The organism is Caulobacter sp. GW821-FHT09B08 (assembly GCF_059418225.1).
The window spans coordinates 568,618-591,478 of sequence record NZ_JBWKPL010000002.1 but is presented as its reverse complement, the minus strand read 5'-3'; the positions used below and the strand labels follow the sequence as shown (position 1 = coordinate 591,478).

Here is a 22,861-nt window from a genome sequence, read left to right as displayed (position 1 = left end):
CTCAGGCCGCGAACACGTGGGCCGTGCGGGCCGTCAGCTTGATCTCGCCGGTGAACCTGGCCGCCTCGTCGCGGGCCACGCGGATCTCGATGCGGCGACCGTCGGCCAGCGAGGCGTCGACATTGGCCAGCGGCCCCTGCACCGCCACGCGCTCGACCTTGGCCGGGAAGCCTGCGGCGTCCAGCACCAGATCGTGAGGCCGCACGAAGCCGACGGCGGCGCCGTCCTTGGCGCCGGGAGCCGGCAGGGTCACCGGACCGGCCGTGAAGCGCTGGCCCGACACCGTCCCCTCGAAGCGGTTGGCCTCGCCCACGAAGCCGCAGACGAAGGGCGTCGCCGGATTGTCGTGCACCTGGTCGGGCGTGCCGATCTGCTCGATCTTGCCGGCGTTGAGGATCGCCACGCGGTCGGCCAGCTCCAGGGCTTCTTCCTGATCGTGGGTGACGAAGATGGTGGTGACGCCGGTGGCGTCGTGCACCCGGCGCAGTTCCTTGCGCAGCGACTTGCGGACCGTGGCGTCCAGGGCGCCGAAGGGCTCGTCCAGCAGCAGCACGCTGGGCTGCACCGCCAAGGCTCGCGATAGGGCCACGCGCTGGCGCTGGCCGCCCGACAGCTGCGAGGGGTATCGCTTGCCCAGGCCGTCCAGCTCGACCAGCTTCAGCAGGTCGTCGACCCGCTTGGCGATCTCGGCCTTGGAGGGCTTCTCGGCGCCCTTCCGAACGTCCAGGCCGAACGCGATGTTCTTGGCCACGGTCATGTGCTTGAAGAGCGCATACTGCTGGAACACGAAGCCCACGCGGCGCGCCGCGGCCGAGGCGAAGGTCACGTCCTCGCCGCCGAACAGCACCTGGCCGCTGTCGGGGAATTCCAGGCCGGCAATGGTGCGCAGCAAGGTCGTCTTGCCCGAGCCCGACGGACCCAGCAGGGCCACCAGCTCGCCGTCGGCGATCTCGAGGTCGACATGGTTCAGGGCCGGATAGCGGCCGAACTTCTTTTCGACGGAACGGATGGAGATGGTCATGAGAGGATCTTCGTTCCGATCTAGTGGCCGCCGCCGCGCTTGACGCCCGGCTGGGCGACCTCGAGCGCGGTCTTCAGGACAAGGGTCACGACCGCCAGCAGGCACAGCAGGGCGGCCACCGCGAAAGCGGCGACGAAATTGTATTCGTTGTAGAGCACTTCCACATGCAGCGGCATGGTGTTGGTCAGGCCGCGCACGTGGCCGCTGACCACCGAGACGGCGCCGAACTCGCCCATGGCCCGGGCGTTGCACAGCAGCACGCCGTACAGCAGGCCCCAGCGCACGTTGGGCGCGGTCACCCGCCAGAAGGTGTAGAGGCCCGAAGCCCCCATCGAAACGGCCGCCTCCTCCTCCGAAACGCCCTGCTCCTGCATCAGCGGGATCAGCTCGCGGGCGATGAACGGGAAGGTCACGAAGATCGTGGCCAGCACGATGCCCGGCACGGCGAAGACGATCTTGATGTCGTTGTCGATCAGGCTCTCGCCGAACCAGCCCTGCAGACCGAAGACCAGCATGTAGATCAGGCCGGCCACCACGGGCGAGACCGAGAACGGCAGGTCGATCAGGGTGATCAGGAACGGCTTGCCCGGGAAGTCGTGCTTGGCGATGGCCCAGGCCGCGCACAGGCCGAACACGGCGTTGAACGGCACGGTGATGGCGGCGGTCAGCAGGGTCAGCTTCACCGACGACAGGGTGTCGGGATCGGCGATCGCCTCCAGCGCCGGCCCCAGGCCCTTGCGCAGGGCCTCGGCGAAGACGGCGACCAGCGGCACCACCAGCACCAGGGCCAGGAAGGTCATGACCACGCCGATCACCAGGACCTTGGCCCAGACCGGATCGTCGGTGGGGTGGCGAGCCTGCTTGGCTCGAGCCGAAACGGCCATCAGACGAACCTCCGCGACCAGGCCTGGATGGCGTTGATGACCAGCAGCATCAGGAACGAGACCCCCAGCATGACCAGGGCGATGGCCGCGGCGTTGGCGTACTCGTACTGCTCCAGCTGGATGATGATCAGCAGGGGGGCGATCTCGGACTTGTAGGGCATGTTGCCGGCGATGAAGATCACCGAGCCGTACTCGCCCACCCCTCTCGCGAAGGCCAGGGCGAAGCCGGTCAGCCAGGCCGGACCCAGGGCCGGCAGGATGACGCGGGCGATGGTGGCGATGCGGCCGGCGCCCAGGCTGGCGGCGGCTTCCTCGACGTCGGCCGACAGGTCGCGCATCACCGGCTCCAGGGTGCGGACCACGAACGGCAGACCGATGAAGGTCAGGGCGATGACCACCCCGACGGGATTGTAGGCGGCCTTGATCCCCAGGGGCGTCAGATACTGCCCGACCCAGCCGTTGGGGGCGTAGAGCGTCGCCAGGGCGATGCCGGCCACGGCGGTGGGCAGGGCGAACGGCAGGTCGACCAGGGCGTTGACCACGGTCTTGCCCGGAAACTCGTAGCGGACCAGGCACCAGGCCGTCAGGACGCCGAAGACGCCGTTGATCACCGCCGCCACGAAGGCCGCGCCGAAGGTCAGTCGATACGAGGCGATGGCGCGCTCGGAAAAAGCCGCGGCCACGAATTGGGCCGGCGACAGCTCGGCCGCCTTCAGGGCCACCGCAGACAGCGGGATCAGCACGATCAGCGACAGGATCGTCAGGGTCACGCCCAGCGTCAGGCCGAAGCCCGGAATGGCCGAGCGGCGACGAAACAGCGAACGTCGAGGCGGCTTGGCGAGCGGCGCGGAGAGTGTTTCGGCGGTCATCAGGTGATCGTCGTCCAATATCCGGCGTCGGGCTCCGCAACGGAGCCATGAAAACAACAACGCGCCAAGCCGCCAAAACGGCAAGGCGCGCGGTGAAGCTGCACCGGCTTAAATCCCTACCCGGCCAGTGGGGTCAATTGAGTTCGTCGAAGGTGGGGCCCAGAAAAACTGTGGGCTCGGCAAGACCCCCTCCGGCCCTCTGGGCCACCTCCCCCAGAGGGGGAGGATTTGCCGGCGAGATGCTCCCCCTCTGGGGGAGCTGTCGCGGAGCGACTGAGGGGGTCTACGGCGGACACGACTTCACGCTCACGCGCCGAAGCTGCGATGGGGTGGGAAGGGTGCGAAGCGCCCGGGCCTCGCCCGGATGATTTGCAGTTTTGAGTACCGTTTCGACGAAGACGAGCGCTTCGCGTGGAGCGTTATCCGGAAGCCTTCGGATCGCGGATTTTTAACCCGCTCCGATAGAGGCCCCCGACGGGCGGGATGCTGGCTGCATCCCGGACCGCAGAGGCGATTTCAGCCCCTGCCTGCCGCGTCCGCCGATCCCTTCGCCGCCAGGGCTTCGTCTCACTAAGAGCACCTGCCCTGGACCGCCGCGAAGGCGCCACTAAAGACCACCGACGAGCGCTTCCCGCTCGACCACCCCTGAAAGCCGTTCGGTCGCCGGCCGGACGCCCTTCCCATGCTTTCAGGTGAAGACAGGATACGGGAGGCCCGGATAGTGGGGATAACTTAGCTCGAAAAACTTCAAGCGATTGAAATCGCTGAAGTCCGCTCGCTATCCGCCGAGGATAGACACGCCTCCCCTCCTCTCCCGCGACGCGGGGGAGGTGGCGCGATGCGAATACGCATCGTGACGGAGGGGGCGTCAGGCCACCGCACGACGCCCCCTCCGTCCGCTACGCGGACACCTCCCCCGTTTCACGGGGGAGGAGACGATCCCACCCGCCCCGCCTCATAGACACGCCGCTCGTCGCATGGTTGAACATCAAGCGTAGCTTTGGGGGCGTATGATTATGAGTGACACCGGCGTGCGTTCGCATGGGTTCGAAGTGGGCCGGGTCATATCGGGGACCTTCGGCGTCATCGGCCGCAACTTCCTGCCGTTCATCGCCCTGGCGGTGCTGCTGGCCGGCCTGCCCCGGGCGCTGCTGACCCTGACCCAGCTGCGCTTCATCGGCGGGGTCCAGGCCGGCGCGGACTTTTCCCCGGCCATGTTCGGCGGGTGGATCGTCAGCATCGTGGTCGCCCTGATCGCGGCCTTCGTGCTCCAGGCCGCCGTCACCCATGCCAGCATCGCCGACCTCAACGGCCGTCGCGCGTCGATCGGCGACAGCCTGAAGGCCGGCCTGCGCCACTGCCTGCCCCTGTTCGGCCTGGGCGTCCTTCTGGGGCTGGGCCTGATGCTGGGCTTCCTCCTGCTGGTCGTGCCCGGCGTGATCCTGCTGGTGATGTGGTCGGTCGCCGTGCCGGCCAAGGTGACCGAGAAAATCGGCGTGACCGAGGCCTTCTCGCGCAGCAGCGCCCTGACCCGAGGCCGCCGCTGGCCGATCTTCGGCCTGCTGCTGATCTATGTGGTGGCCGCCTGGATCCTGGAGATGATCGTCATGGCCGCCGTCTCGCCCTTCACCCTGTTCAAGGACCTTGCAGACACGGGCAGCGGAGCCGAGGGCCTGATGCAGTCGGTCAACGCGATGCAGCTGATCGCCACGCCGATCATCGCCACCGTCACCACCCTGTTCAGCACGGCCGGCGGCGCGGTGCTCTATTCCGAACTGCGCGGCGCGCGCGAAGGCGTGGGGGCCGAAGCCCTTGCCTCGGTGTTCGAGTAGAGCCGCCACATGAACTTCGACTCCGGCCGAACGATCCGGCTGACGCGCGACATCCTCAAGCAAGACGCCCTCATGCTCGTGCCGCTGTCGGTCCTGCTGGTCGGCTTGCCCTACGCGGCCACGACCTATGCCACGGCCTATTTCACCCCCTCCGGCTCGGGCTTCGCCGATCCCAACGCCTGGTTCGCGCTGGCCGTGTCCATGCTGGTGGAAATCCTCAGTTCGGTCGCGCTGCAGGCTGTCATCACCCTGCGCTTCGAGAAAAAACGACAGACCATCGGCGACAAGGACAGCCGAGACGTCGCCAGCCTGACTTTCGATCTCGTCGCCCTGGGTCTGGTCACGGCACTGGGCATTCTAGCCGGCTTCGCGCTGCTGATCATCCCAGGCATCATCCTGTCCCTGGCCTGGTTCGTGGTCACGCCCGCCATGATCACCGAACGCCTCGGCGTCCTGGGCGCGATCCGCCGCAGCAATACCCTGACCGGCAACGCCCGAGCCGCCATCTTCGGCCTGTGGTTCGGCGCCAGCCTGGCCGGGGCGCTGTTCTCCTGGCTGGTCCAGCTGATCGTCGCCGCCATCGACAACACCATCGTCAACTTGATCGCGGACCCCGCCGTGCAAGCCGCATGGGCTCTCGTCAACGCGGCCCTGGCCGTGGCGGTCTATGACGAGCTGCGCTGGTCCCAGGAGGGCGAGCGACAGGACGACCTCAAGGCGATCTTCGATTAGCTCTTGTCGAACTTGTCCTTGCGCCGCTTGCCCAGCAGCAGGCGCGACTCAAGCCGGCCGCGCAGGGCGGCGTAGTAGGCGGCCAGGAAGTCGCCGTCCGACTCGTCGGGTGCGGCCTTCCAGCCGATCTTCAGGCGGATGCGCGCGGCCACCAGCATCACCGTCTTCATCTCGAAGCGGCGCAACACATCCTCCAGCACGTGCAGCTCCTTGACCCCGTAGGCGTCCAACTGGGCCATGGTGAACTTGAAGCGCCCGGTCGGCGCGTGGGTGGACTGCACCAGGTCGGGGACCAGCTTGCGGACCGGCGCCTTGACCACCCAGGTGCCGGCCACCAGGTCGCCAACCCGCAGGCGGTCGCGGTTGAACAGCGGGAACAGCAGGAACACCCCGCACCAGACCAGCCCGGCCAGGCTGACCAGGGCGCCGATCTGGTCGCCCTGGCTCACCAGGAAACTGAGCGGCAGGTAGAGCTCGATCTCGCGCATGGCGTTGCGGGCGAAGATGGCGTCGGCGGTCAGGCGGCCGCCGTTGCGGGCCGCCACGCGCAGACCCATGGCCCGCTTGCCCGGTGTCGCCGCGCCCGGGGTCAGTTCGAACAGGGTGAAATAGAGGTTCCGCAGCACGAAGAACACCAGCACCCAGGCCGTGCCGATGACCTCGCCGCCCTTCCCCTTCGAGCCGATGAAAGCCAGCAGGGTCAGCAGGGAAAAGGCGATCAGCACCCCGGCCATGATGGCCAGGTCGATCATCAGGGCGCTGGCCCGCTCGCCGGCGTCGCCCAGGCGCACGCGCAGGTCCACGCCCTCGGGGGTGACCAGCGAGCGCTCGCGGCGGTCCTCGACGGGCGGCGAGCCCGGCGCCGTGGCGACCTTGGCCTTCTTCATGGCGCGCTCCCGGCCTTGCGCGGCAGGTAGAGATAGGCCGGCCAGGCGACCAGGGTGGCCAGGCCGATGCCGTAGCGGACGAAGTCGTTCTGGATCACCTGCCGGCCGACGCCTTCCAGGATGCCGGCGCAGAACAGCATCACCACCACCCCGCCCATCAGGGTCGCGGCCTGGCGTCCGGCCTGGGCCATGGCGGCGGGACGGCTGAGGTCGCCGGGGAAGGCCAGGGTCCAGCCGATCCGCAGGCCCGCCGCCCCGGCCAGCACGACCGCCGACAGCTCGGTGGCCCCGTGGATGATCAGCCAGCCGCCGGCCTCGAAGCCCAGCCCCTTGGATCCGAACGCCGCCAGGAAGGCCCCCAGCATGGCGCCGTTATAGGCCATCAGCATCGCGGTCGGCAGGCAGAAGGCGAACCCCAGGGCGAAGGCAAAGATCGCCACGCCCGAATTGTGGGTGAACAGCGAGGCGGCGAAGATCGACAGCCCCTTGTGGTCGCCGTGGTCGTAGAGCGTGGAGCGCATGGACTCGACCGAGGCGGTCGGCCCGCGCCCGTTGGCCAGGCCGTCGGGCACGAAGGCGCTGAACCAGTCCGGATCGTGCAGGGTCAGGAAATAGGCCGCCAGCACGCCGGCCAGGGTCAGCAGGAAACTGACCAGGGTCTCGCGCCACAGGGCCTTGGCCGCCGCCGGCCAGGCGTTGGCGAAGAAGCCGGCCGCCCGCTCGAAGAAGCTGGAGCGCACGCCGTAGACCAGGAAATAGGCCCGGGCGCTGAGGCTCTCCAGATAGTCGACCAGGCTCTGGTCCAGCGAGGTGGCGCGGGCCACCGACAGCGACGACAGGGCCTGGCGATACAGCACCGGCAGGGCCAGCAGTTCCTCGTCGCTGAGCGATTTGGGCGAGCCCTTGCCGACCTTGGTCAGCAGCCGCTCCAGCCGTCGCCAGTCGTCCTCGCGCTCGGCGCGGAAGCGATAGCTCTTCAGGTGCAACTCGGCCATCAGAGCAGGTCCCTGCGCTTGAGGTCCAGATAGCTGGCCAGCAGGGCCGGCCCCACCTGGTCGGCGGGGGCCTCGACGATCTCCACGCCCATGCGGCGCAGGCGGGTGGTCACCACCTCGCGCTCGCGCAGCAGGGAGGCGGCGACCACGGCGCGAGAGACGTCCTCGCCGGTCTCGGGCGCCTTGCGCTCGATGTCCTCCAGCTCGGCGTCGCGCATCATCACGAACAGCACCAGGTGCTGGCGCAGCAGGCGGCCCACGTTCTCCAGCATCAGCTCGGCGCTGGTGGAGTCGGCGATGTCGGTGAAGACCACGATCAGCGAGCGGCGCGAGAGCTGGCCCGACAGCTGGGTCAGGCCCAGGGTGTAGTTGGTTTCCTCGGTCGAGTAGTCGATCTTGGCGGCCAGACCCTGCAGGGCCGGAAAGGCGTTGGGGCCGGAAGTGACGCCGCTCATCACGTTGGGCCGGGCGTCGAAGCCGAACAACCCGACCTTGTCGCCCATCTTCAGACCCACATAGGCCAGCAGCAGGGTGGCGTTCAGCGCGTGGTCCAGGCGCGGACGGCCCAGCAGCGGCTGGCTCATCAGCCGGCCGGTGTCGATGGCGGCCATGATGTGGTGGTTGCGCTCGACGTGGAATTCCTTGGCCAGCAGCGCGCCGTGGCGGGCCGACTGCTTCCAGTCGATGGCCCGACGGTTCATGCCGGGACGGAAGTCGGCTAGGGCGTGGAACTCGCTGCCGCCGCCCAGGTCCAGCTGCACCCGATGGCCGATCGAGGCCTCGCGCGAGAACAGCCGCAGGGCCTCGTCCTTGACCCCGGCGATGTCGAGGGTGACGGGGATGACCTTGTCGAGCGCGTCGTCGCGCTGCTTCCACATCAGGCCCAGCGGACCGCGCCAGCGGGCCGAGACGCGATGCACCCTGCCCTCGCCCCGCCGCGCCGCGGTCAGGGTCAGCGTCAGGCGCGCCAGGCGCTCATGGACCCGGGCGCGGCCGTGGGCGGGCTCGGCGACGATGCGGTCGTCCAGGTCGACGGCGAACTCCACCATGCCCGGCGCGCCGCGCGGGAACGACGCCTGCAGCACGGCGGGCCGGGTCGCACCGCTGGGCATCGAGCCGGGAGCGGTCAGGTCCAGCCGCATCTTGCGCCGGCCCGGGGCCAGCAGGGCGTCGATGAACAGCAGCGCCGCGACCAGGGCGATCCAGGCCGGTCCCACCAGCCACAGCTGGGCCGAGACGAGCGCCGTCGCCAGGGCCAGGGGCGCGCCCAGGACCATCAGGAAGATCGCTCGCGCGGTGGGATAGATCCGCAAGGCCCCGTCCTAGACCGAAAGGCTCATCGCGGCGCCTCGACCTGGTCGACCAGGCCGCGCACCACGTCGTCGACCTTGCGGCCTTCGATCTCGGCGGCGGGCGACAGGATCACGCGGTGGCGCAGGGCCGGCAGGGCCAAGGCCTTGACGTCGTCGGGGATCACGTAGTCGCGCCCCTCCAACGCTGCGCGGGCCCGGGCGGCCACGGCCAGCATGGCCGCGCAGCGCGGCGAGGCCCCGCCCGACAGCTCGCCCGTCTCGCGCGTGGCCCGCACCAGCCCGACCACATAGCCGACGATCTCGTCGGCCAGGCGCACGTCGCCCACGGCCGCCACGGCCTCGGCGATCACAGCCGCGTCGGCGGCCGCCTCGACGCCAAACGCCTCGGGCGAAGGCTGGCCCGTGCGGCCGCCATGACCGGCGACGATGGCGGTCTCCTCGGCCAGGCTCGGATAGGCCAGCACGTGCTTGAACAGGAAGCGGTCCAGCTGGGCTTCGGGCAGCGGATAGGTGCCTTGCTGCTCCAGCGGGTTCTGGGTGGCCACCACCATGAACCGGTCGCCCAGCGGATGGCGCTCGCCGTCCAGGGTGACGTTGCGCTCCTGCATGGCTTCCAGCAGGGCCGCCTGGGTCTTGGGCGGGGTGCGGTTGATCTCGTCGGCCAGCAACAGCTCGCAGAAGATCGGCCCCTTCACCAGGGTGAAGGCGCTGGTCTGGAAGTTGAACAGGTTGGCGCCCAGGATGTCGCCCGGCATCAGGTCGGGCGTGAACTGGATACGGCCGAACTGCAGGTTCACCGCCTTGGCGAAGCATTGGGCCAGGAAGGTCTTGGCCGTGCCGGGCGGACCTTCCAGCAGCACGTGGCCGCCGGCGAACAGGGCCGTCAGCATCAGGTCGATGGTGTCATCCTGGCCGACCACGGCCTTGGCCGTCTGCTCACGGATCCTGCCGGCGAGCGCCTGCACCTCAGCGACGTTCACGGGTCATCTCCAGTCTCCACTGATGCCATTTGCCGGCGACCTTCATCAGATCGCCCAAGGAGCGGACCGCGCGGGTCTGCTCGTCCAGTCCGGACGCGCTGTCGGCGGCGCCGAAGCGCTCGCCCTGGCGGTCCAGGAAATCGGTCAGGGCCTGGCCCTCCAGGCGCGCGCCCCCGCGCGTTTCGCCGCCCAGGGCCTTGATCGCCGCCGCCCGCTGCAGCTCGGCGTAGCGCGGGGCCAGGGCGGGCTCGCGACCGGCCATGCGGATCAGGCCGGCGGAGTTGTCGATCAGGGCTTCCTTGCCCAGGGCCAGGGCGCGCGCGCCGCGCCGCACGGCCCGGAAGCGGGCGGCGGCGTGCAGCCCCATCAGCACGGCGGCGGCCACCAGGCACAGGGTCGCCCCCACGAACGGCGGCTCGAAAGCCAGCTTCAGGACGCTCTGCGAACGGGCGAAGCCGTTCAGCGTCACGTCGAAGGCGATGGTGCGCCCCACGCTCTCGCGATACCGGCGCCCGCCGTTGGCCACCGCGTCGTCGCGCAGAAGGCGGATGATGCCCGCCCCGGCCTTGGCGGTGCGGACGTCCTTCAGCCCCATGGTGTTGATCAGGTCGGGGTCGGACAGGAAATAGGTCTCGGTCGGCATGCGCCGCGCCAGCACGATCCGCCCCTGGGCGTCGGTCAGCACCGGCTCCAGGCCCGGTCCCGACAGGGTCTGCAGGTTCCGGATCGAGCCGGTCTCCACCGACATGCCCTCGGCCAGCCCGCCCGGCGCGCCGGTCAGCCGCAGGGGCACGGCGCCCTTGGCCACGGCGGTCGTCGCCTTGGGCAGACCCACGGCCTTGAGGAAGTCGGCCTGGTCGCTGGGGTCGATGGGGCGAAGCTCGCCCACCCAGCCGGAATGGCGCGGATCGTCGCGTCCATGCCACTTGGGCAGGACCACCAGGGTGCGCGAGGTCAGCTGCGCGGCCTTGGCATAGCTGTCTCGCGAGACGTTGCCGGCCGGGGTGAAGATGATCAGCGCCGGCTCTTCCTGGCTCAGGTCGCGTCTGGCCACCAGCACCGGTTCGCCCAGCTCGCGCAGCAGCCGCACCATGCCGCCATAGCCCACCGCCGACTTCGACAGGGCGTGGGCTCGGCCGTTGTCGCCCGACTGCAGGTCCGGGGCGTAGGTCGACAGCACCACGAAGGCCGAGAAGGCGAACACCCCGGCCAGCACCATGCCCAGCACCACCTTGGGCGAGAACAGCAGCTTCTCGTCCGAAGTCGCGTCGATCGGAGGGACGGTGTCGCTCATCGCCAGGCCTCCGCGAAGGCGAAGCCCTCATAGGCGGTCCGGCAGGCGGCGAACTCCTCGGCCCCGACCGGGCGGCCGCCGAAGAAGCTGCGCTCGACCACGGCGGCGATGCCGCTGAAGGTGGCGCGCACCCGCTCGGGCATGCCCTCCAGTCCGGCGATGTCGCGGCTGGTCAGGGCCGGCGAGATCAGGTCCGGGCGCTTGCCCTCGATGTCCTCGATGCTGCGGAACAGGATCAGGTGGACCGCCTCGGCGAACAGGCCGGCGGCGGCCAGCTTGTCGGCGTCCTCCAGCAGGGTGCGGGCCTTGGCCGCGGAGGGCCGCCACTCCTCGGCGCCTAGGGTCGGGCCCTTGTGGCGCTTGAACGCCGGCCAGCGGGTGGCCAGAAGCTCGCGCGCCAGGAAATAGAGGATCAGGGCAGCGCCCAGGATCAGCAGGCCCCAGAAGACGTAGGTCAGGAACGGCGCGGCCGCGCCCAGGGCCTTGCCGACGGCGATCAGCCAGTCGGGCGCGTTGGGCGGCTTGGGCGGCGTCGTTGGGTCGAATTGCAGGGACTTGTCGCGCAGCAGGGTCGCGTGGGCCCGCGCGAAAGCGTCCGACGTCGCCGCGCCGCGATCGATCCCAGCCCCCGCCGTCAAACGCCTACTCCCGACTGCCCAATCCCAGTGCTACGCGATTCAACTTTCGGTGTCGCCATCCTCTCGCGCGCGCCCACGATTTCGATCCGTGCGCCACGCCGGACGATTCGAGCCGGGAGCGGGCCGAACCGCCGCCGCGCGTCGCGCCCGCGACCATGGACATCATGCCCGCCCGCGCGGACGTCGCAAAGTCCGGGGCCGCCAAGGCGGCGACTTTCGCAATGATTTCAACAGGAAGGATTGGTGGGCCGGCTGGGATTCGAACCCAGGACCATTCGATTAAAAGTCGAATGCTCTACCACTGAGCTACCGGCCCGCATCGACACGGCGGGTGGCCGGTGGAAGCGGCGCGGAACATAGTCGGGGGGCGCTCGGGCCGCAAGCGCGCTTTCGTACGCCGATCCAGATCGCGAATGACGATGACGAACGCGCCTGACTGGCGTTAGGCTCGCGCCATGCGCCGTCTGTTGCTTCTCGCCGTCGTGCTTCCCGTGTTGGCCGCCTGCGCGTCCGGTGCGGAACCGCCGCCGCAGAAGATCCAGACCACCTCCGACGCCAACAAGGACGGCATCGGCGGCGCGGCCCAGGCGCCCCTGCGCGACATGAACCTGGTGCGCACCAAGATCCCGCCGGTGCTGCTGGAGGCCATGGCCGATCCCTATGCCCGGCCGCCGGGCAAGAAGATCACCTGCGACACCCTGATCATGCTGGTCGCCCCGCTGGACCTGGCCCTGGGCGAGGACGTCGACCGGCGTCCGCCGGAGGACGACGAGGACCTGCTGGATCGCGGCAAGCGCATGGCCGGCGGCGCGGCGTTCGGCGCCGTGGCCAGCGCCGCCCAGGACCTGATCCCGATGCGCGGCTGGGTGCGCAAACTCAGCGGCGCCGAGAAACACGACAAGCTGGTGCAGCACGCCATGGCCTCGGGCGCGATCCGCAGGGCCTATCTGAAGGGCCTGGGCGAGGCGCGCGGCTGCAACCCGCCGGCCACGCCCCAGCATCTGGCCAAGCCGGCCGCCCCGGTGGTCGAAAAGCGCTTCCCCTGGCAGAAGGACCAACCGGCGTCGGAAACCGCCCCCGTGGTCGAGACCCCGGACGCCGAAGCGCCGCCGGCCGTGGACGCGCCTCCAGCACAGCCGGCGCCGCCGCCACAGCCGCCTCCGGCCAAGAAGAAAAAGCCGTTCTACAAGGTTTGGTGAGACCGCCCCGCTCGCGGCTTGGACGTTCCGGATAAACACAGCCGCAATACCGACTTAACCTTAACCGCGTAGCCTCGAATGATCGCCGCGTGCTTTCGAGGATAGTGCAGTCATGACCCAAGCGCCTTTTGTCGTTACAGGGTCATTTCAAGAATTACCGCCTCAAGTTGAACCAATTCAGGACATGGATACGTTTTTCAACGTATCGCTGGATCTTCTGATCATCCGCGACCTCGAAGGTTGCGTTCTCAAGGCCAGTCCGTCCTGGCACGCCAACCTTGGCTATCGTCCCGAGGAGATGGAGGGCAGCCCCCTTCTGCGCTTGGTGCATCCCGACGACCTTTCCGGCACGCAGGAGAGCGTGATCGAGGTGGAGAGCCGCAGGGACGGCGATCCGGTCCTGGGCTTCATCAATCGCTATCGCCACAAGGACGGCTCCTATCGCACCCTGGAATGGCGCGCCCAGAGGTTCGGCGACCGGATCTACGGCGTGGCCCGGGATGTCACCTATCGGGTCGCGGCCGAGCGCGAGTTGCGCGAAGCCAAGGCCGCGGCCGAGGCGGCGAACCGCGCCAAGTCCGAATTCCTGGCCAATATGAGCCACGAAATCCGCACGCCCCTGAACGGCGTCATCGGCATCGTGGACGCCCTGTCGCGTACGCCCCTGAGCGACGAGCAGGCCGAAATGGTCGCCCTGATCCGCGCGTCCGGCGTCACGCTGGAGCGCCTGGTGTCGGACGTCCTGGACGTCTCCAAGATCGAGGCCGGCCAGCTTCTGCTCGACATGCGGCCCTTCGACCTGGACGAGGCGCTGGCGCCCTGCATCGAGGGCAAGCGCTATCGCGCCGAGGACAGGGGGCTGGCCTTCGCGGTCGAATGCGCGCCCAACGCCCGGGGACGCTTCCTGGGCGACGCCACGCGCATCGTCCAGATCGTCGGCAACCTGCTGTCCAACGCGGTGAAGTTCACCGAAAAAGGCCAGGTCACCCTGCGCGTCGATCTGACGGAAACGGCCGATGCCTCGCTGCTAAACCTGGCCGTCGAAGACACCGGCGTCGGCTTCGACGCCCAGCAGGCCGAGCGCCTGTTCAACCGGTTCAGCCAGGCCGACGAGACCATCAGCCGACGCTTCGGCGGCACGGGACTGGGCCTGTCGATCTGCCGGTCGCTGGCCCAGTTGATGGGCGGCGAGATCAGCGCCACGTCCGAACCCGGGATCGGCAGCCGATTCGTCGTGTCGCTGCCGCTGGCGCGGGTCGAGAGTCTGGCCGACTACGATGCGCGGGACACCGAGACCACCCCGGTCATGAGCCTGGGCGAGCGTCCGCTGCGGGTGCTGCTGGCCGAGGATCATCCGACGAACCAGCGCGTGGTTCAGCTGATCCTGGCGGACCAGAACGTCGATCTGGTCACGGTCGACGACGGCGAGGCGGCGATCCGCGCCTTCGAGGACGGTCCGTTCGACGTGGTGCTGATGGACATGCAGATGCCGCGCCTGGACGGCCTGAGCGCGACCCGCGCCATCCGCATCTTCGAGACCGAACACGGCGCGACGCCCACGCCCATCATCATGCTGAGCGCCAACGCCATGACCGAGCATCAGGCCGAGGCCCTGGCCGCGGGCGCCGACCTGCACGTCGCCAAGCCGATCACCGCCGCCAGCCTCCTGGCGGGCATCCAGACCGCCGTGAGCCTGGCCTAGATCTCTTTGCTTTTGCGCGTTTTCTTCACGCGAACCGGCATCCACTTCGCTCGAAAACGCTTTAGCCGCCCTGGTGCCGCGCGCGGAAGTCGCGGCGGAACTGTTCGAACCGACCTTCGGCGATGGCGTCGCGCATGGCGGCCGTCAGGGCCTGGAAGAAGGCGATGTTGTGCCAGGACAGCAGCACCTGGCCCAGGATCTCCTCGGCCTTGAACAGGTGGCGCAGATAGGCCTTGGAATAGTCGCGGCTGGCCGGGCAGTCGCTGGTGGGGTCCAGCGGGTCCTCGTCCTCGGCGTAGCGGGCGTTCTTGATGTTGATCGCCCCGTCCCAGGTCCAGGCCTGGCCGTGGCGGCCCGAGCGGGTGGGCAGGACGCAGTCGAACATGTCGACGCCCCGATAGACCGCCTCCACTAGGTCGATGGGCTTGCCCACGCCCATCAGGTAGCGCGGCCGATCAGCGGGCAGCATGGCGGGGGCATAGTCCAGCACCTCGCACATGGCCTCGTGCCCCTCCCCGACCGCCAGCCCGCCCAGGGCATAGCCGTCGAAGCCGATCTCCTGCAGCCGTTCGGACGATTCCTGGCGCAGGTTGCGGAAGGTCGAGCCCTGCTGGATGCCGAACAGGACCTGGCTGTCGCGCGTTCCGAAGGCGGCCTTGGAGCGCTTGGCCCAGCGGGCCGAGAGTTCCATGCCCTCGCGGGCCCGCTTCTCCTCGGCCGGCCAGGCCACGCACTCGTCCAGCTGCATGACGATGTCGCTGCCCAGCAAGTCAGCCTGGATCTCCATCGACCGCTCGGGGCTGAGCACGTGCTTGGAGCCGTCGATGTGGCTGGAGAAGGTGACGGCTTCTTCCGTGACCTTGGAGATGCCCGACAGGCTCATCACCTGGAAGCCGCCGCTGTCGGTCAGGATCGGCTTGTCCCAGCGCATGAACTTGTGCAGGCCGCCCAGGCGCTTCACCCGCTCGGCCGTGGGGCGCAGCATCAGGTGGTAGGTGTTGCCCAGGATGATGTCCGCGCCGGTGTCCTTGACCTGGTCGACGGTCAGGGCCTTGACCGTCGCGGCCGTGCCCACGGGCATGAAGGCCGGCGTGCGGATGTCGCCGCGCGGGGTCTTCAGCAAACCGGTGCGGGCCGCGCCGTCGGTTGCGGAGATTTCGAACGGGAAAGCGGCCATCAGACGGTCTCGGGATCGGCGCGGAACAGCAGGCTGCCGTCGCCATAGGAATAGAAGCGATAGCCCGTGGCGATCGCATGCTCATAGGCCGCCTTCATGGTGGCGCGACCCGCGAAGGCGCTGACCAGCATGAACAGGGTCGACTTGGGCAGGTGGAAGTTGGTCATCAGCACATCGGCGGCGCGGAAGCGGTAGCCGGGGGTGATGAAGATCGCGGTCTCGTCGGCGAACGGCCTGACGATCCCGTCCTCACCGGTGGCGCTTTCAAGCAGGCGCAGGGAGGTGGTGCCCACGCAGACGATCCGGCCGCCGGCGGCGCGGACGGCGTTCAGGGCGTCGGCGATCTCGGCCGTCACCTCGCCGAACTCGGCGTGCATCCGGTGCTCGGAGACGTCGTCGGTCTTGACCGGCAGGAAGGTGCCGGCGCCAACGTGCAGGGTGACGAAGTGAAGGGAAACGCCCCTCGCCTTCAGCGCCTCCAGCAGGTCCGGCGTGAAGTGCAGGCCGGCGGTGGGCGCGGCCACCGAGCCGTCCTCGCGGGCGTAGACGGTCTGGTAGTCGGCGCGGTCGCGGTCGTCCTCGGCGCGCTTGGCGGCGATATAGGGCGGCAGCGGCATCTCGCCGTGGGCGGCCACGGCCAGATCCAGGTCGACGCCGGAAAAGTCGAAGGCCAGCTCGATCTCGCCACCCTCGTGCTTGGCGACCACGGTGGCGTCCAGCATGCCGGCCTGGCAGGCGCGGTCCTGGTCATGGCCGAAGGCGATACGGTCGCCTTCCTTCAAGCGCTTGCCGGGGCGCATGAAGGCGATCCAGCGATCAGGCGCGGCGCGCTTGTGCAGGGTGGCCTCGACGGCCACGGGCGATCCGTCGCCGCCGCCGGTCTCGCGCCCGGCCCGCAGACCCATCAACCGCGCGGGGATCACCCGCGTGTCGTTGAACACCAGGGCGTCGCCGGGACGCAGGAAATCGGGCAGGTCGCGGACGATGCGGTCGTCCAGCCCCTGGCCCGGCGTGACGACCAGCAGGCGCGCGGAATCCCGCGGCTCGGCCGGCCGCAGGGCGATCGCCGTGTCGGGCAGATGGAAATCGAAGTCGGAAAGGCGCATGGGGCGGCTTCAAGGCCACGACGGCCGCCTCGGGTCAAGCGCCGAGGCGTCGCGGGGCAAGCTGGACAAACCGGGTCGAACCTCGCCATCCTGCCCGCGACGCGATCCGGGGGGAACCATGAACGTCGCCATCGGCCTCTGGCCGGCTCTTTTCGCCTGCGCGGCGCTGGCCGCCTGCCAGCCCGCCACCGAGACCAAGAAGGCCGAGACCGCGCCCGCGCCGTCCACGGCCCCGGCCGCCCAGCCGCCCGCGCCGGTGACCTTCTCGCACGATCCCAAGCTGGACGGCTTCGGCTACTACTTCGCCGACGCCGAGGTGCGCTCGGGCAATCTGAAACTGACCTCGCTGAACATCGGCCAGGCCAGCGACTTCGCCGACTGGGAGGCAGGCAAGCGGCTGGCCACCTACGCCCCGATCTTCCTGGAGTTCGAGGACGTCACCAGTCCCACGGCCGAGAACGAGCTGGGGCAGATCTATCACACGGTCTCGCTGCGGGTGATGCCGACCGCCTACAGGGTGGACGGCCAGGAGGTCGCCTTCCACGGCGTGGACCCGCGCCTGGGCCAGGTGACCTTCACCGGCGTCTTCGATCTGCCAGTGCTGACCGCCGCCAAGGCCGAGGGGCCTGGCGAGCCCAAGCCGGTGCTCAAGGGTGATCTTTCGGTCGGCGACCAACAATTCCGCAAGATCAGCTTCATGTACTTCGGCGGCGATTAAGGCTGGCGCGAGCGTCATGGCGCCGTGCTAAGGCCAGGGCATGCGCCTGATCCAGCACCTGGTCGATCTCTTCCTGCGCGGCACGGCGCTGATGCTGTGCCTGGTCAGCGCCGTCGTCGGCCTGGCGTGCCTGGGCGGCGCGATCAGCCCCGCGCTGGACGCCCTCACCCACTGGGCGCCGGTCTGGCTGATCTGCGGACTCGTGGGCCTGATCCTGACCGTCGCCGTCTCGCGGGACCAGGAGCGCCAGGCTCTTACCAGCCTGGCGACCGTGGGCATCGCCGCCCTGATCGTGCTGATGGCGCCCGAGTTGCTGTCGACCTTCCACCGCCCCGAGAAGCCCGCCAAGGACGCGCAGACGCTCAAGCTGGTCCAGTTCAACCTGTGGGCCGACAACCATGCTCCGGACGAGACCGCGGCCTGGATCCTCAAGCAGAACGCCGACATCGTGATCACCGAGGAATCCGGCAGCAGCGCCTGGCCGGTCCTGCGCGCGCTCAAGAAGGCCTATCCCTACGCCATCGCTTGCCGTTCGAAGTTCGGCTGCGACACCCGGATTTACAGCCGCTGGCCGATCGTCGATCAGCACGGCTTCTACGAAGACGGCGACGGCCTGGTCGGCGCCTGGGCGACGCTGCGCCATCCGCGCGGCGACTTCACGGTGGTGGGCAACCACTTCGTCTGGCCCATCCCGCCCGGCCGCTGGCAGCGCCAGAGCAAGCTGCTGCAGGCCAAGGTCGCGCGGTTTCCCAAGGACAGCCTGATCATCACCGGCGACTTCAACTCCACGCCCTGGTCGTGGAGCCTGCGCCGGCAGGACAAGGCCCTGGGCCTGGAGCGCCGCACGCGAGCCCTGGCCAGCTGGCCGACAGGTCCGTTCTCGCGCGTGACCAGCGCCCCCTTCCCGATCCTGCCGATCGATCACGTCTATGCCGGCAAGGCCTGGAAGACGGTCAAGGTCGAGCGCGGCCCCAGCCTGGGGTCGGACCACAGGCCCGTCGTGGTCACCCTGGCCCGCTGAGCGTGCAGCAAAAAGGCCCCGGTTTCCCGGGGCCTTCTCACATTCGGCAGACCTGAAAGCCTCAGGCGTCGGCGGCGATCTTGGCGCTGACGATCTTGCCCGGCTCGCGCGGCGGCTCGCCCTTGGGCAGGGCGTCGACATGTTCCATGCCTTCCACCACCTGGCCCCAGACGGTGTACTGGTTGTCCAGGAACGTGGCGTCGTCGAAGACGATGAAGAACTGGCTGTTGGCCGAGTTCGGGTCGGGCGTGCGGGCCATCGAGCAGACGCCGCGCACGTGGGGTTCGGCCGAGAACTCGGCCTTGATGTCCGGCTTGGCCGAACCGCCGCGGCCGGTGCCGGTCGGGTCGCCGCCCTGGGCCATGAAGCCCGGGATCACGCGGTGGAACACCACGCCGTCATAGAAGCCCTCGCGGACCAGTTCCTTGATGCGTTCGACGTGGCCCGGAGCCAGGTCGGGACGCAGCTTGATCGTGACGGTCCCGGACTCGAGCGTCAGGATCAGGGTGTTTTCGAGGTCGGCCGACATGGTCATCCCTTGAAGCTTGAAAAGGAGAGGTTTGAAGAGTCGGGAAGGCTTCTATCCCGCTTTCCAGAAGGGGGAAACCGCCCCGATGGATCCCGAGGGCGGATCATTTGTCACAGCCCAGCTTGCGGGCCGGCCTGCAACCTAGCGGATATCGACCGCCAGGTTGACGTCGCAGACCGAGAAATCGGCCCCGCGGTCCTTGCGCACCCGGGCGACTTCTTTCTTGAACCAGGCGCTCTTGGTGTCGGCCACGCGGACGACGGGACGCTCGGCCTCGGGGATGTCGGCCAGGAGCCGCACCTTGATCATCTGGTCCTGGGGCTTCTCCACCGGCTCGCCGGTCTTGATCGCCCGCACCACGTCCAGGCCCGACAGCACCCGGCCGTAGGCGGTGTAGCGCTTGTCCAGCGACGGATAGGGCTGGCGCATCAGGAAGAACTGGCTGTTGGCCGAGTTGACGTCCTCGTCGCGCGCCTCGCCCAACACGCCGGGGCAATAGGTGCCCCAGGCCGACACCCGCTTGTCCGGCGTCATGTCGGCGAAGCTCCAGGCCTGGCTGATGACCGGCAGCGAGCGCACGAAGCCCACCTCGGTCCCGGCCGGCGCGGCCACCGCCGCGAACGGCGTGTCGGCTACGCGCCGGAAGGTGAACTCGGACTTCAGGTTGGGTTTCTTGGTGCCGCCCTCCCCCGTGTCGTCCGGATCGCCGGTCTGGGCCATGAACTTGTCGATGACGCGGAAGAAGGTACGACCGTCATAGACGCCCTCGCGGGTCAGTTCCTGGAAGCGCGCCACGTGGTTGGGCGCGACCTCGGGGATCAGCTCCAGGACGATGCGCCCCTTGTTGGTGTCGATCACCACCACGTCCTGGGCGGGCGGCACGCGCCAGTCCGTCTCGCGCGGCGCGGCGGGCTTGGACGCGGCCTGGGCCGTGCCGGTCAGGGCCAGCAGGAGGGCGGCGGCGGTGATCGCGGCGCGGGTCATTTCACCTGTACCGGAACGTCGATGTCGCAAGGACCGAACGCACTGCCCATGGCCGCGCGCTTCTTCTCGACCAGCGCCGTGAAGGCGGCCGAGCGGGTGTCCATCACCTGGATGCTGGGCCGCTGGGCGGCGGGGATGTCGGACAGCAGCCGCACGGTGATCATCTTGTCCTGCGGATTGGGCACCGGCTCGCCGGTCTTGATCGAGCGGATGACGTCCAGCCCCGTCAGGGCGCGGCCGAAGGCGGTGTAGGTCTTTTCCAGCGACGCCACGTGCTGACGCATGAAGAAGAACTGGCTGTTGGCGCTGTCGGGATCGCCGGCCCGGGCCATGCCCAGGACGCCGGGACAGAAGGCGCCCCAGGCCGAGACCTTGCCGTCGACCGTCATGGCCGCCAGGGCGCTGTTCTGGCTGTAGACCGGCAAGGCGCCGACGAAGCCCATCTCGACCGCGCCCGCCTTGCCCTGCGGCGCGTAGCCGACGCCCCGGCGGAAGGTGAACTCGGCCTTGACGTCCGGCTGGTCCGAACCGCCGGTGCCGTCGTTCTTGGGATCGCCCGTCTGGGCCATGAAGCTGTCGATGACGCGGAAGAAGGTCAGGCCGTCGTAGAAGTGGGCCTTGGCCAGCTCGCGCACGCGGGCCACGTGGTTGGGCGCGGCCTCGGGCGTCAGCTCGGCGATGATCCGGCCCTTGTTGGTCTCGATCACCAGGACGTTGTCGGGATCGGGCGTACGCCAGTCGGAGGCCTGCTGCGCGCTGGCGGCGGAGGCCGCGGTAAGCGCCAGGACGGCGGCGATGGACGCAAGCTTCATGGAGATCCCCGATAGAACAGAACCGACGGCGTAGAACGCCGCCGCGCGTACGACAAGTGGCGCCGCTTTAGAACCGACGATTCCGGCGAGTTTGGGGTCGTCGACGCCGTGTTCCCAAATGGGAATATCCCTAGCCGCCCCGCCCGTGATCTTTCGACCCGGCCACGCACAAGACGCTCGCGACCAGCGGCGCGACGATGGGAGGAACGGGATGGATCTGGGGCTCGAAGGCCGGCGCGCGCTCGTCACCGGCAGCAGCAGCGGGATCGGCGAGGCCATAGCCCGTCTGCTGGCCCAGGAGGGCGCCCAGGTGGTGGTGCACGGCCGCAACCGCGAGCGCGCCGAGAAGATCGCCGCCGAGATCGGCGCGGCCGGCGTGGCCATCGGCGATCTGTCCACGGACGAAGGCGCCGCCGCCGTCCACGACCAGGCCAAGGCCGCCCTGGGCGGGTCCGTCGAGATCCTGATCAACAACGCCGGCGGCAGTTCCACCGGCAACACCTCCAAGCCGCCGCTCGACATCGGCGCGGCCGACTGGATTTCGAACTACAACGCCAACACCCTGGCCTCGGTGCGACTGGTGCTGCTGGCCGTGCCCGACATGGTGGCCGCGCGGTTCGGACGGGTGATCCAGGTCTCCAGCGCCGTGGCCATCCAGCCGAACAATCTTGGTACGGACTATTCGGCCGCCAAGGCCGCTCTGAACAACTTCACCGTCAGCCTGGCCGGGTCGCTGAAGGGGGTCGGAGTGACCGTCAACACCGTCACCCCGGGCGTAATCATGGTGGACGGCCTGATCCGCTACGGCCGCGCTCGCTACAACGCTCCCGACCTGTCGATCGAGGAGCTGACCCAGCGCCTGGCCGCCGAGAGGGTGTTCGACCTGCCGCCCGCCGGCCGCCTGGGCACTCCGCAGGAGGTGGCCATGGTCGCCTGCACCCTGGCCAGCCCGATCCTGGGCTACGTCACCGGCTCGAACTATCGCGTCGACGGCGGCCAGGTCCGCTCGGTGGTCTGAACCCAAGAACGAGGAGAACTCCCATGTCCGACAAGACCTATCGCGTCATCCAGTGGGCCACCGGCGTGGTCGGCAAGGCGGCGCTGACGCACTTCATCCAGAACCCGGTCTTCGAACTGGTCGGCGTGCTGGTCACCAATCCGGACAAGGTGGGCAAGGACGCCGGCGACCTGGCCGGGCTGGGTCCGACCGGCGTCTTGGCCACCGACGATGTCGAGGCGATCCTGGCCCTGGACGCCGACTGCGTGCACTACGCCCCGCTGGTGGCCGATGTCGACACGATCTGCCGCCTGCTCCGGTCCGGCAAGAACGTCGCCTCGGTGGGCGGCCCCTTCTCGCCCCAGCACTATCCGGCCCATTTCGAGAAGATCGAGGCGGCCTGCCGCGAGGGCGGCGCCTCGTACCACGCCTGCGGCATCCACCCCGGCTTCTCGGGCGACATCCTGCCCCTGACCCTGACCCGGCTGATGAACCGCATCGACCACATCCAGATCTACGAGTTCATCGACAAGGTGAAGAACCCGATGATCTATACCGAGATGATGGGGTTCGGCCGCGATCCGGAGGCCCTGCTGGCCAAGCCCAGCCGCTCGCCCGAGGCGCCGTTCGCCTTCGCCCAGTCTATGGCCCTGCTGGCCGAGGGGCTGGGCAAGACCATCGAGAAGGTCACCACCAAGCTGGAGGTCGCCAAGGCCACGAAGGACATCCCCTACACCCTGGGCGAGGGCCGCACCGGCGGCGGGGTGATCCGCGAGGGCACGGTGGGCGGCCAGCATTACGAATGGACCGCTTGGTGCGAGGGCAAGCCCCTGATCACCTATCACTTCTACTGGTCGATGGGCCCGGACATCGAACCCCAGTGGGACATCGACAGCCGCTATCAGGTGGTGATCGAGGGCGATCCGGCGCTGGAGGTGCGGCTGATGGCCAAGCCCGGCCCCGATGGCGTGCGGCCGTTCCTGGGCCTGCCCTGGACGGGCCTGCTGGGCGCCACGGCCTTGCCGGCGGTCTGCGAGGCCGCGCCGGGCGTGGTGACTCATCTCGACCTGGGGATCGTGCAGCCCCACGGCCTGGTGCGGCCTGCGGATAACGTCGCCTGGATTTGAGGAAAGGGCGGATCGCGGCTAGACATTCCCGGCGGGCATTCCCG

General features: G+C 68.9%; 22 protein-coding genes and 1 tRNA gene. 8 read left to right on the top strand and 15 right to left on the bottom strand.

All coding sequences use genetic code 11. The features are described 5' to 3' along the window. Position 1: 1 nt before the first annotated feature. From AC07OA_RS09055 to cysT, 3 genes are read right to left on the bottom strand one after another with little or no spacing between them, the layout of a single operon-like run. The gene (locus AC07OA_RS09055) at positions 2-1,021 is read right to left on the bottom strand and encodes a sulfate/molybdate ABC transporter ATP-binding protein (RefSeq protein WP_494663463.1); all 1,020 of its coding nucleotides are present in this window, start codon (positions 1,019-1,021) and stop codon (positions 2-4) included. 20 nt (positions 1,022-1,041) lie between these two features. Further along, the gene (gene cysW / locus AC07OA_RS09050) at positions 1,042-1,905 is read right to left on the bottom strand and encodes a sulfate ABC transporter permease subunit CysW (protein WP_494663462.1); all 864 of its coding nucleotides are present in this window, start codon (positions 1,903-1,905) and stop codon (positions 1,042-1,044) included. Then, positions 1,905-2,774, bottom strand: a complete 870-nt coding sequence (cysT, locus tag AC07OA_RS09045) for a sulfate ABC transporter permease subunit CysT (RefSeq protein WP_494663461.1) — start codon at positions 2,772-2,774, stop codon at positions 1,905-1,907. Before cysT ends, cysW begins: the two co-directional genes overlap by 1 nt. A 1,016-nt stretch (positions 2,775-3,790) precedes the next feature. Between cysT and AC07OA_RS09040 the strand changes: the two genes are divergently transcribed. Both AC07OA_RS09040 and AC07OA_RS09035 read left to right on the top strand, forming a co-directional pair. Beyond that, the gene (locus AC07OA_RS09040) at positions 3,791-4,606 is read left to right on the top strand and encodes a DUF7847 domain-containing protein (protein WP_494663460.1); all 816 of its coding nucleotides are present in this window, start codon (positions 3,791-3,793) and stop codon (positions 4,604-4,606) included. A gap of 9 nt (positions 4,607-4,615) precedes the next feature. Then, positions 4,616-5,338: a YciC family protein gene (locus AC07OA_RS09035; protein WP_494663459.1), complete on the top strand. Its 723-nt coding sequence runs from the start codon at positions 4,616-4,618 to the stop codon at positions 5,336-5,338. On the opposite strand, the gene AC07OA_RS09030 is transcribed toward AC07OA_RS09035, so the two are convergent. The 7 genes from AC07OA_RS09030 to AC07OA_RS09000 form a co-directional block, all read right to left on the bottom strand. Continuing rightward, positions 5,335-6,225 carry an RDD family protein gene (locus AC07OA_RS09030; RefSeq protein ID WP_494663458.1) on the bottom strand — a complete coding sequence of 297 codons (891 nt, stop codon included), beginning with the start codon at positions 6,223-6,225 and terminating at the stop codon, positions 5,335-5,337. The two genes, AC07OA_RS09035 and AC07OA_RS09030, sit on opposite strands and share 4 nt — an antisense overlap. Beyond that, the gene (locus tag AC07OA_RS09025; RefSeq protein ID WP_494663457.1) at positions 6,222-7,220 is read right to left on the bottom strand and encodes a stage II sporulation protein M; all 999 of its coding nucleotides are present in this window, start codon (positions 7,218-7,220) and stop codon (positions 6,222-6,224) included. The genes AC07OA_RS09030 and AC07OA_RS09025 overlap by 4 nt, the downstream gene beginning before the upstream one ends. Next, on the bottom strand, positions 7,220-8,533 hold the full coding sequence (locus AC07OA_RS09020) for a DUF58 domain-containing protein (protein ID WP_494663456.1): 1,314 nt from the start codon (positions 8,531-8,533) through the stop codon (positions 7,220-7,222). Before AC07OA_RS09020 ends, AC07OA_RS09025 begins: the two co-directional genes overlap by 1 nt. Positions 8,534-8,556: 23 nt before the next feature. Continuing rightward, positions 8,557-9,513, bottom strand: coding sequence for an AAA family ATPase (locus tag AC07OA_RS09015; protein ID WP_494663455.1), 957 nt, complete (start codon positions 9,511-9,513; stop codon positions 8,557-8,559). Then, positions 9,500-10,807 carry a hypothetical protein gene (locus tag AC07OA_RS09010; protein WP_494663454.1) on the bottom strand — a complete coding sequence of 436 codons (1,308 nt, stop codon included), beginning with the start codon at positions 10,805-10,807 and terminating at the stop codon, positions 9,500-9,502. Before AC07OA_RS09010 ends, AC07OA_RS09015 begins: the two co-directional genes overlap by 14 nt. Continuing rightward, a complete protein-coding gene (locus AC07OA_RS09005; protein WP_494663453.1) occupies positions 10,804-11,445 on the bottom strand; it encodes a hypothetical protein in 642 nt (213 codons plus the stop codon). Before AC07OA_RS09005 ends, AC07OA_RS09010 begins: the two co-directional genes overlap by 4 nt. Before the next feature lie 241 nt (positions 11,446-11,686). Next, positions 11,687-11,761 (bottom strand) — tRNA-Lys (locus tag AC07OA_RS09000). 139 nt (positions 11,762-11,900) lie between these two features. Here AC07OA_RS09000 and AC07OA_RS08995 point away from each other — a divergent pair. Then, positions 11,901-12,644 carry a hypothetical protein gene (locus AC07OA_RS08995; protein WP_494663452.1) on the top strand — a complete coding sequence of 248 codons (744 nt, stop codon included), beginning with the start codon at positions 11,901-11,903 and terminating at the stop codon, positions 12,642-12,644. A gap of 184 nt (positions 12,645-12,828) precedes the next feature. Then, positions 12,829-14,346, top strand: a complete 1,518-nt coding sequence (locus tag AC07OA_RS08990) for an ATP-binding protein (protein WP_494663451.1) — start codon at positions 12,829-12,831, stop codon at positions 14,344-14,346. A 61-nt stretch (positions 14,347-14,407) separates the two neighbouring features. On the opposite strand, the gene tgt is transcribed toward AC07OA_RS08990, so the two are convergent. Together tgt and queA are read right to left on the bottom strand one after the other, a co-directional pair. Then, a complete protein-coding gene (tgt, locus tag AC07OA_RS08985) occupies positions 14,408-15,523 on the bottom strand; it encodes a tRNA guanosine(34) transglycosylase Tgt (protein WP_494663450.1) in 1,116 nt (371 codons plus the stop codon). Beyond that, positions 15,523-16,629, bottom strand: a complete 1,107-nt coding sequence (queA, locus tag AC07OA_RS08980) for a tRNA preQ1(34) S-adenosylmethionine ribosyltransferase-isomerase QueA (RefSeq protein WP_494663449.1) — start codon at positions 16,627-16,629, stop codon at positions 15,523-15,525. Before queA ends, tgt begins: the two co-directional genes overlap by 1 nt. A gap of 118 nt (positions 16,630-16,747) precedes the next feature. Between queA and AC07OA_RS08975 the strand changes: the two genes are divergently transcribed. Together AC07OA_RS08975 and AC07OA_RS08970 are read left to right on the top strand one after the other, a co-directional pair. After that, positions 16,748-17,347: a hypothetical protein gene (locus AC07OA_RS08975; protein ID WP_494663448.1), complete on the top strand. Its 600-nt coding sequence runs from the start codon at positions 16,748-16,750 to the stop codon at positions 17,345-17,347. 40 nt (positions 17,348-17,387) lie between these two features. After that, positions 17,388-18,368, top strand: coding sequence for an endonuclease/exonuclease/phosphatase family protein (locus tag AC07OA_RS08970; protein WP_494663447.1), 981 nt, complete (start codon positions 17,388-17,390; stop codon positions 18,366-18,368). Between the two features lie 61 nt (positions 18,369-18,429). On the opposite strand, the gene AC07OA_RS08965 is transcribed toward AC07OA_RS08970, so the two are convergent. The 3 genes from AC07OA_RS08965 to AC07OA_RS08955 form a co-directional block, all read right to left on the bottom strand. Further along, positions 18,430-18,897, bottom strand: a complete 468-nt coding sequence (locus tag AC07OA_RS08965; protein ID WP_494663446.1) for a peptidylprolyl isomerase — start codon at positions 18,895-18,897, stop codon at positions 18,430-18,432. A gap of 141 nt (positions 18,898-19,038) precedes the next feature. After that, on the bottom strand, positions 19,039-19,881 hold the full coding sequence (locus AC07OA_RS08960; RefSeq protein WP_494663445.1) for a peptidylprolyl isomerase: 843 nt from the start codon (positions 19,879-19,881) through the stop codon (positions 19,039-19,041). Continuing rightward, positions 19,878-20,693 carry a peptidylprolyl isomerase gene (locus AC07OA_RS08955; RefSeq protein WP_494663444.1) on the bottom strand — a complete coding sequence of 272 codons (816 nt, stop codon included), beginning with the start codon at positions 20,691-20,693 and terminating at the stop codon, positions 19,878-19,880. Before AC07OA_RS08955 ends, AC07OA_RS08960 begins: the two co-directional genes overlap by 4 nt. A 211-nt stretch (positions 20,694-20,904) precedes the next feature. Here AC07OA_RS08955 and AC07OA_RS08950 point away from each other — a divergent pair, with 211 nt between their 5' ends. Continuing rightward, positions 20,905-21,711, top strand: coding sequence for an SDR family NAD(P)-dependent oxidoreductase (locus tag AC07OA_RS08950; RefSeq protein ID WP_494663443.1), 807 nt, complete (start codon positions 20,905-20,907; stop codon positions 21,709-21,711). 23 nt (positions 21,712-21,734) lie between these two features. After that, entirely contained in the window at positions 21,735-22,817 is a 1,083-nt protein-coding gene (locus AC07OA_RS08945; RefSeq protein WP_494663442.1) for an NAD(P)H-dependent amine dehydrogenase family protein, read from the top strand. The last annotated feature ends 44 nt before the right edge of the window (positions 22,818-22,861 follow it).

What these genes read in the sequence shown, in the direction of transcription:
- AC07OA_RS09055 (WP_494663463.1), bottom strand. Translation starts at nt 1,021, where the DNA reads ATGACCATCTCCATCCGTTCCGTCGAAAAGAAGTTCGGCCGCTATCCG.
- cysW (WP_494663462.1), bottom strand. Translation starts at nt 1,905, where the DNA reads ATGGCCGTTTCGGCTCGAGCCAAGCAGGCTCGCCACCCCACCGACGAT.
- cysT (WP_494663461.1), bottom strand. Translation starts at nt 2,774, where the DNA reads ATGACCGCCGAAACACTCTCCGCGCCGCTCGCCAAGCCGCCTCGACGT.
- AC07OA_RS09040 (WP_494663460.1), top strand. Translation starts at nt 3,791, where the DNA reads ATGAGTGACACCGGCGTGCGTTCGCATGGGTTCGAAGTGGGCCGGGTC.
- AC07OA_RS09035 (WP_494663459.1), top strand. Translation starts at nt 4,616, where the DNA reads ATGAACTTCGACTCCGGCCGAACGATCCGGCTGACGCGCGACATCCTC.
- AC07OA_RS09030 (WP_494663458.1), bottom strand. Translation starts at nt 6,225, where the DNA reads ATGAAGAAGGCCAAGGTCGCCACGGCGCCGGGCTCGCCGCCCGTCGAG.
- AC07OA_RS09025 (WP_494663457.1), bottom strand. Translation starts at nt 7,220, where the DNA reads ATGGCCGAGTTGCACCTGAAGAGCTATCGCTTCCGCGCCGAGCGCGAG.
- AC07OA_RS09010 (WP_494663454.1), bottom strand. Translation starts at nt 10,807, where the DNA reads ATGAGCGACACCGTCCCTCCGATCGACGCGACTTCGGACGAGAAGCTG.
- AC07OA_RS08995 (WP_494663452.1), top strand. Translation starts at nt 11,901, where the DNA reads ATGCGCCGTCTGTTGCTTCTCGCCGTCGTGCTTCCCGTGTTGGCCGCC.
- AC07OA_RS08990 (WP_494663451.1), top strand. Translation starts at nt 12,829, where the DNA reads ATGGATACGTTTTTCAACGTATCGCTGGATCTTCTGATCATCCGCGAC.
- tgt (WP_494663450.1), bottom strand. Translation starts at nt 15,523, where the DNA reads ATGGCCGCTTTCCCGTTCGAAATCTCCGCAACCGACGGCGCGGCCCGC.
- queA (WP_494663449.1), bottom strand. Translation starts at nt 16,629, where the DNA reads ATGCGCCTTTCCGACTTCGATTTCCATCTGCCCGACACGGCGATCGCC.
- AC07OA_RS08975 (WP_494663448.1), top strand. Translation starts at nt 16,748, where the DNA reads ATGAACGTCGCCATCGGCCTCTGGCCGGCTCTTTTCGCCTGCGCGGCG.
- AC07OA_RS08970 (WP_494663447.1), top strand. Translation starts at nt 17,388, where the DNA reads ATGCGCCTGATCCAGCACCTGGTCGATCTCTTCCTGCGCGGCACGGCG.
- AC07OA_RS08965 (WP_494663446.1), bottom strand. Translation starts at nt 18,897, where the DNA reads ATGTCGGCCGACCTCGAAAACACCCTGATCCTGACGCTCGAGTCCGGG.
- AC07OA_RS08960 (WP_494663445.1), bottom strand. Translation starts at nt 19,881, where the DNA reads ATGACCCGCGCCGCGATCACCGCCGCCGCCCTCCTGCTGGCCCTGACC.
- AC07OA_RS08955 (WP_494663444.1), bottom strand. Translation starts at nt 20,693, where the DNA reads ATGAAGCTTGCGTCCATCGCCGCCGTCCTGGCGCTTACCGCGGCCTCC.
- AC07OA_RS08950 (WP_494663443.1), top strand. Translation starts at nt 20,905, where the DNA reads ATGGATCTGGGGCTCGAAGGCCGGCGCGCGCTCGTCACCGGCAGCAGC.
- AC07OA_RS08945 (WP_494663442.1), top strand. Translation starts at nt 21,735, where the DNA reads ATGTCCGACAAGACCTATCGCGTCATCCAGTGGGCCACCGGCGTGGTC.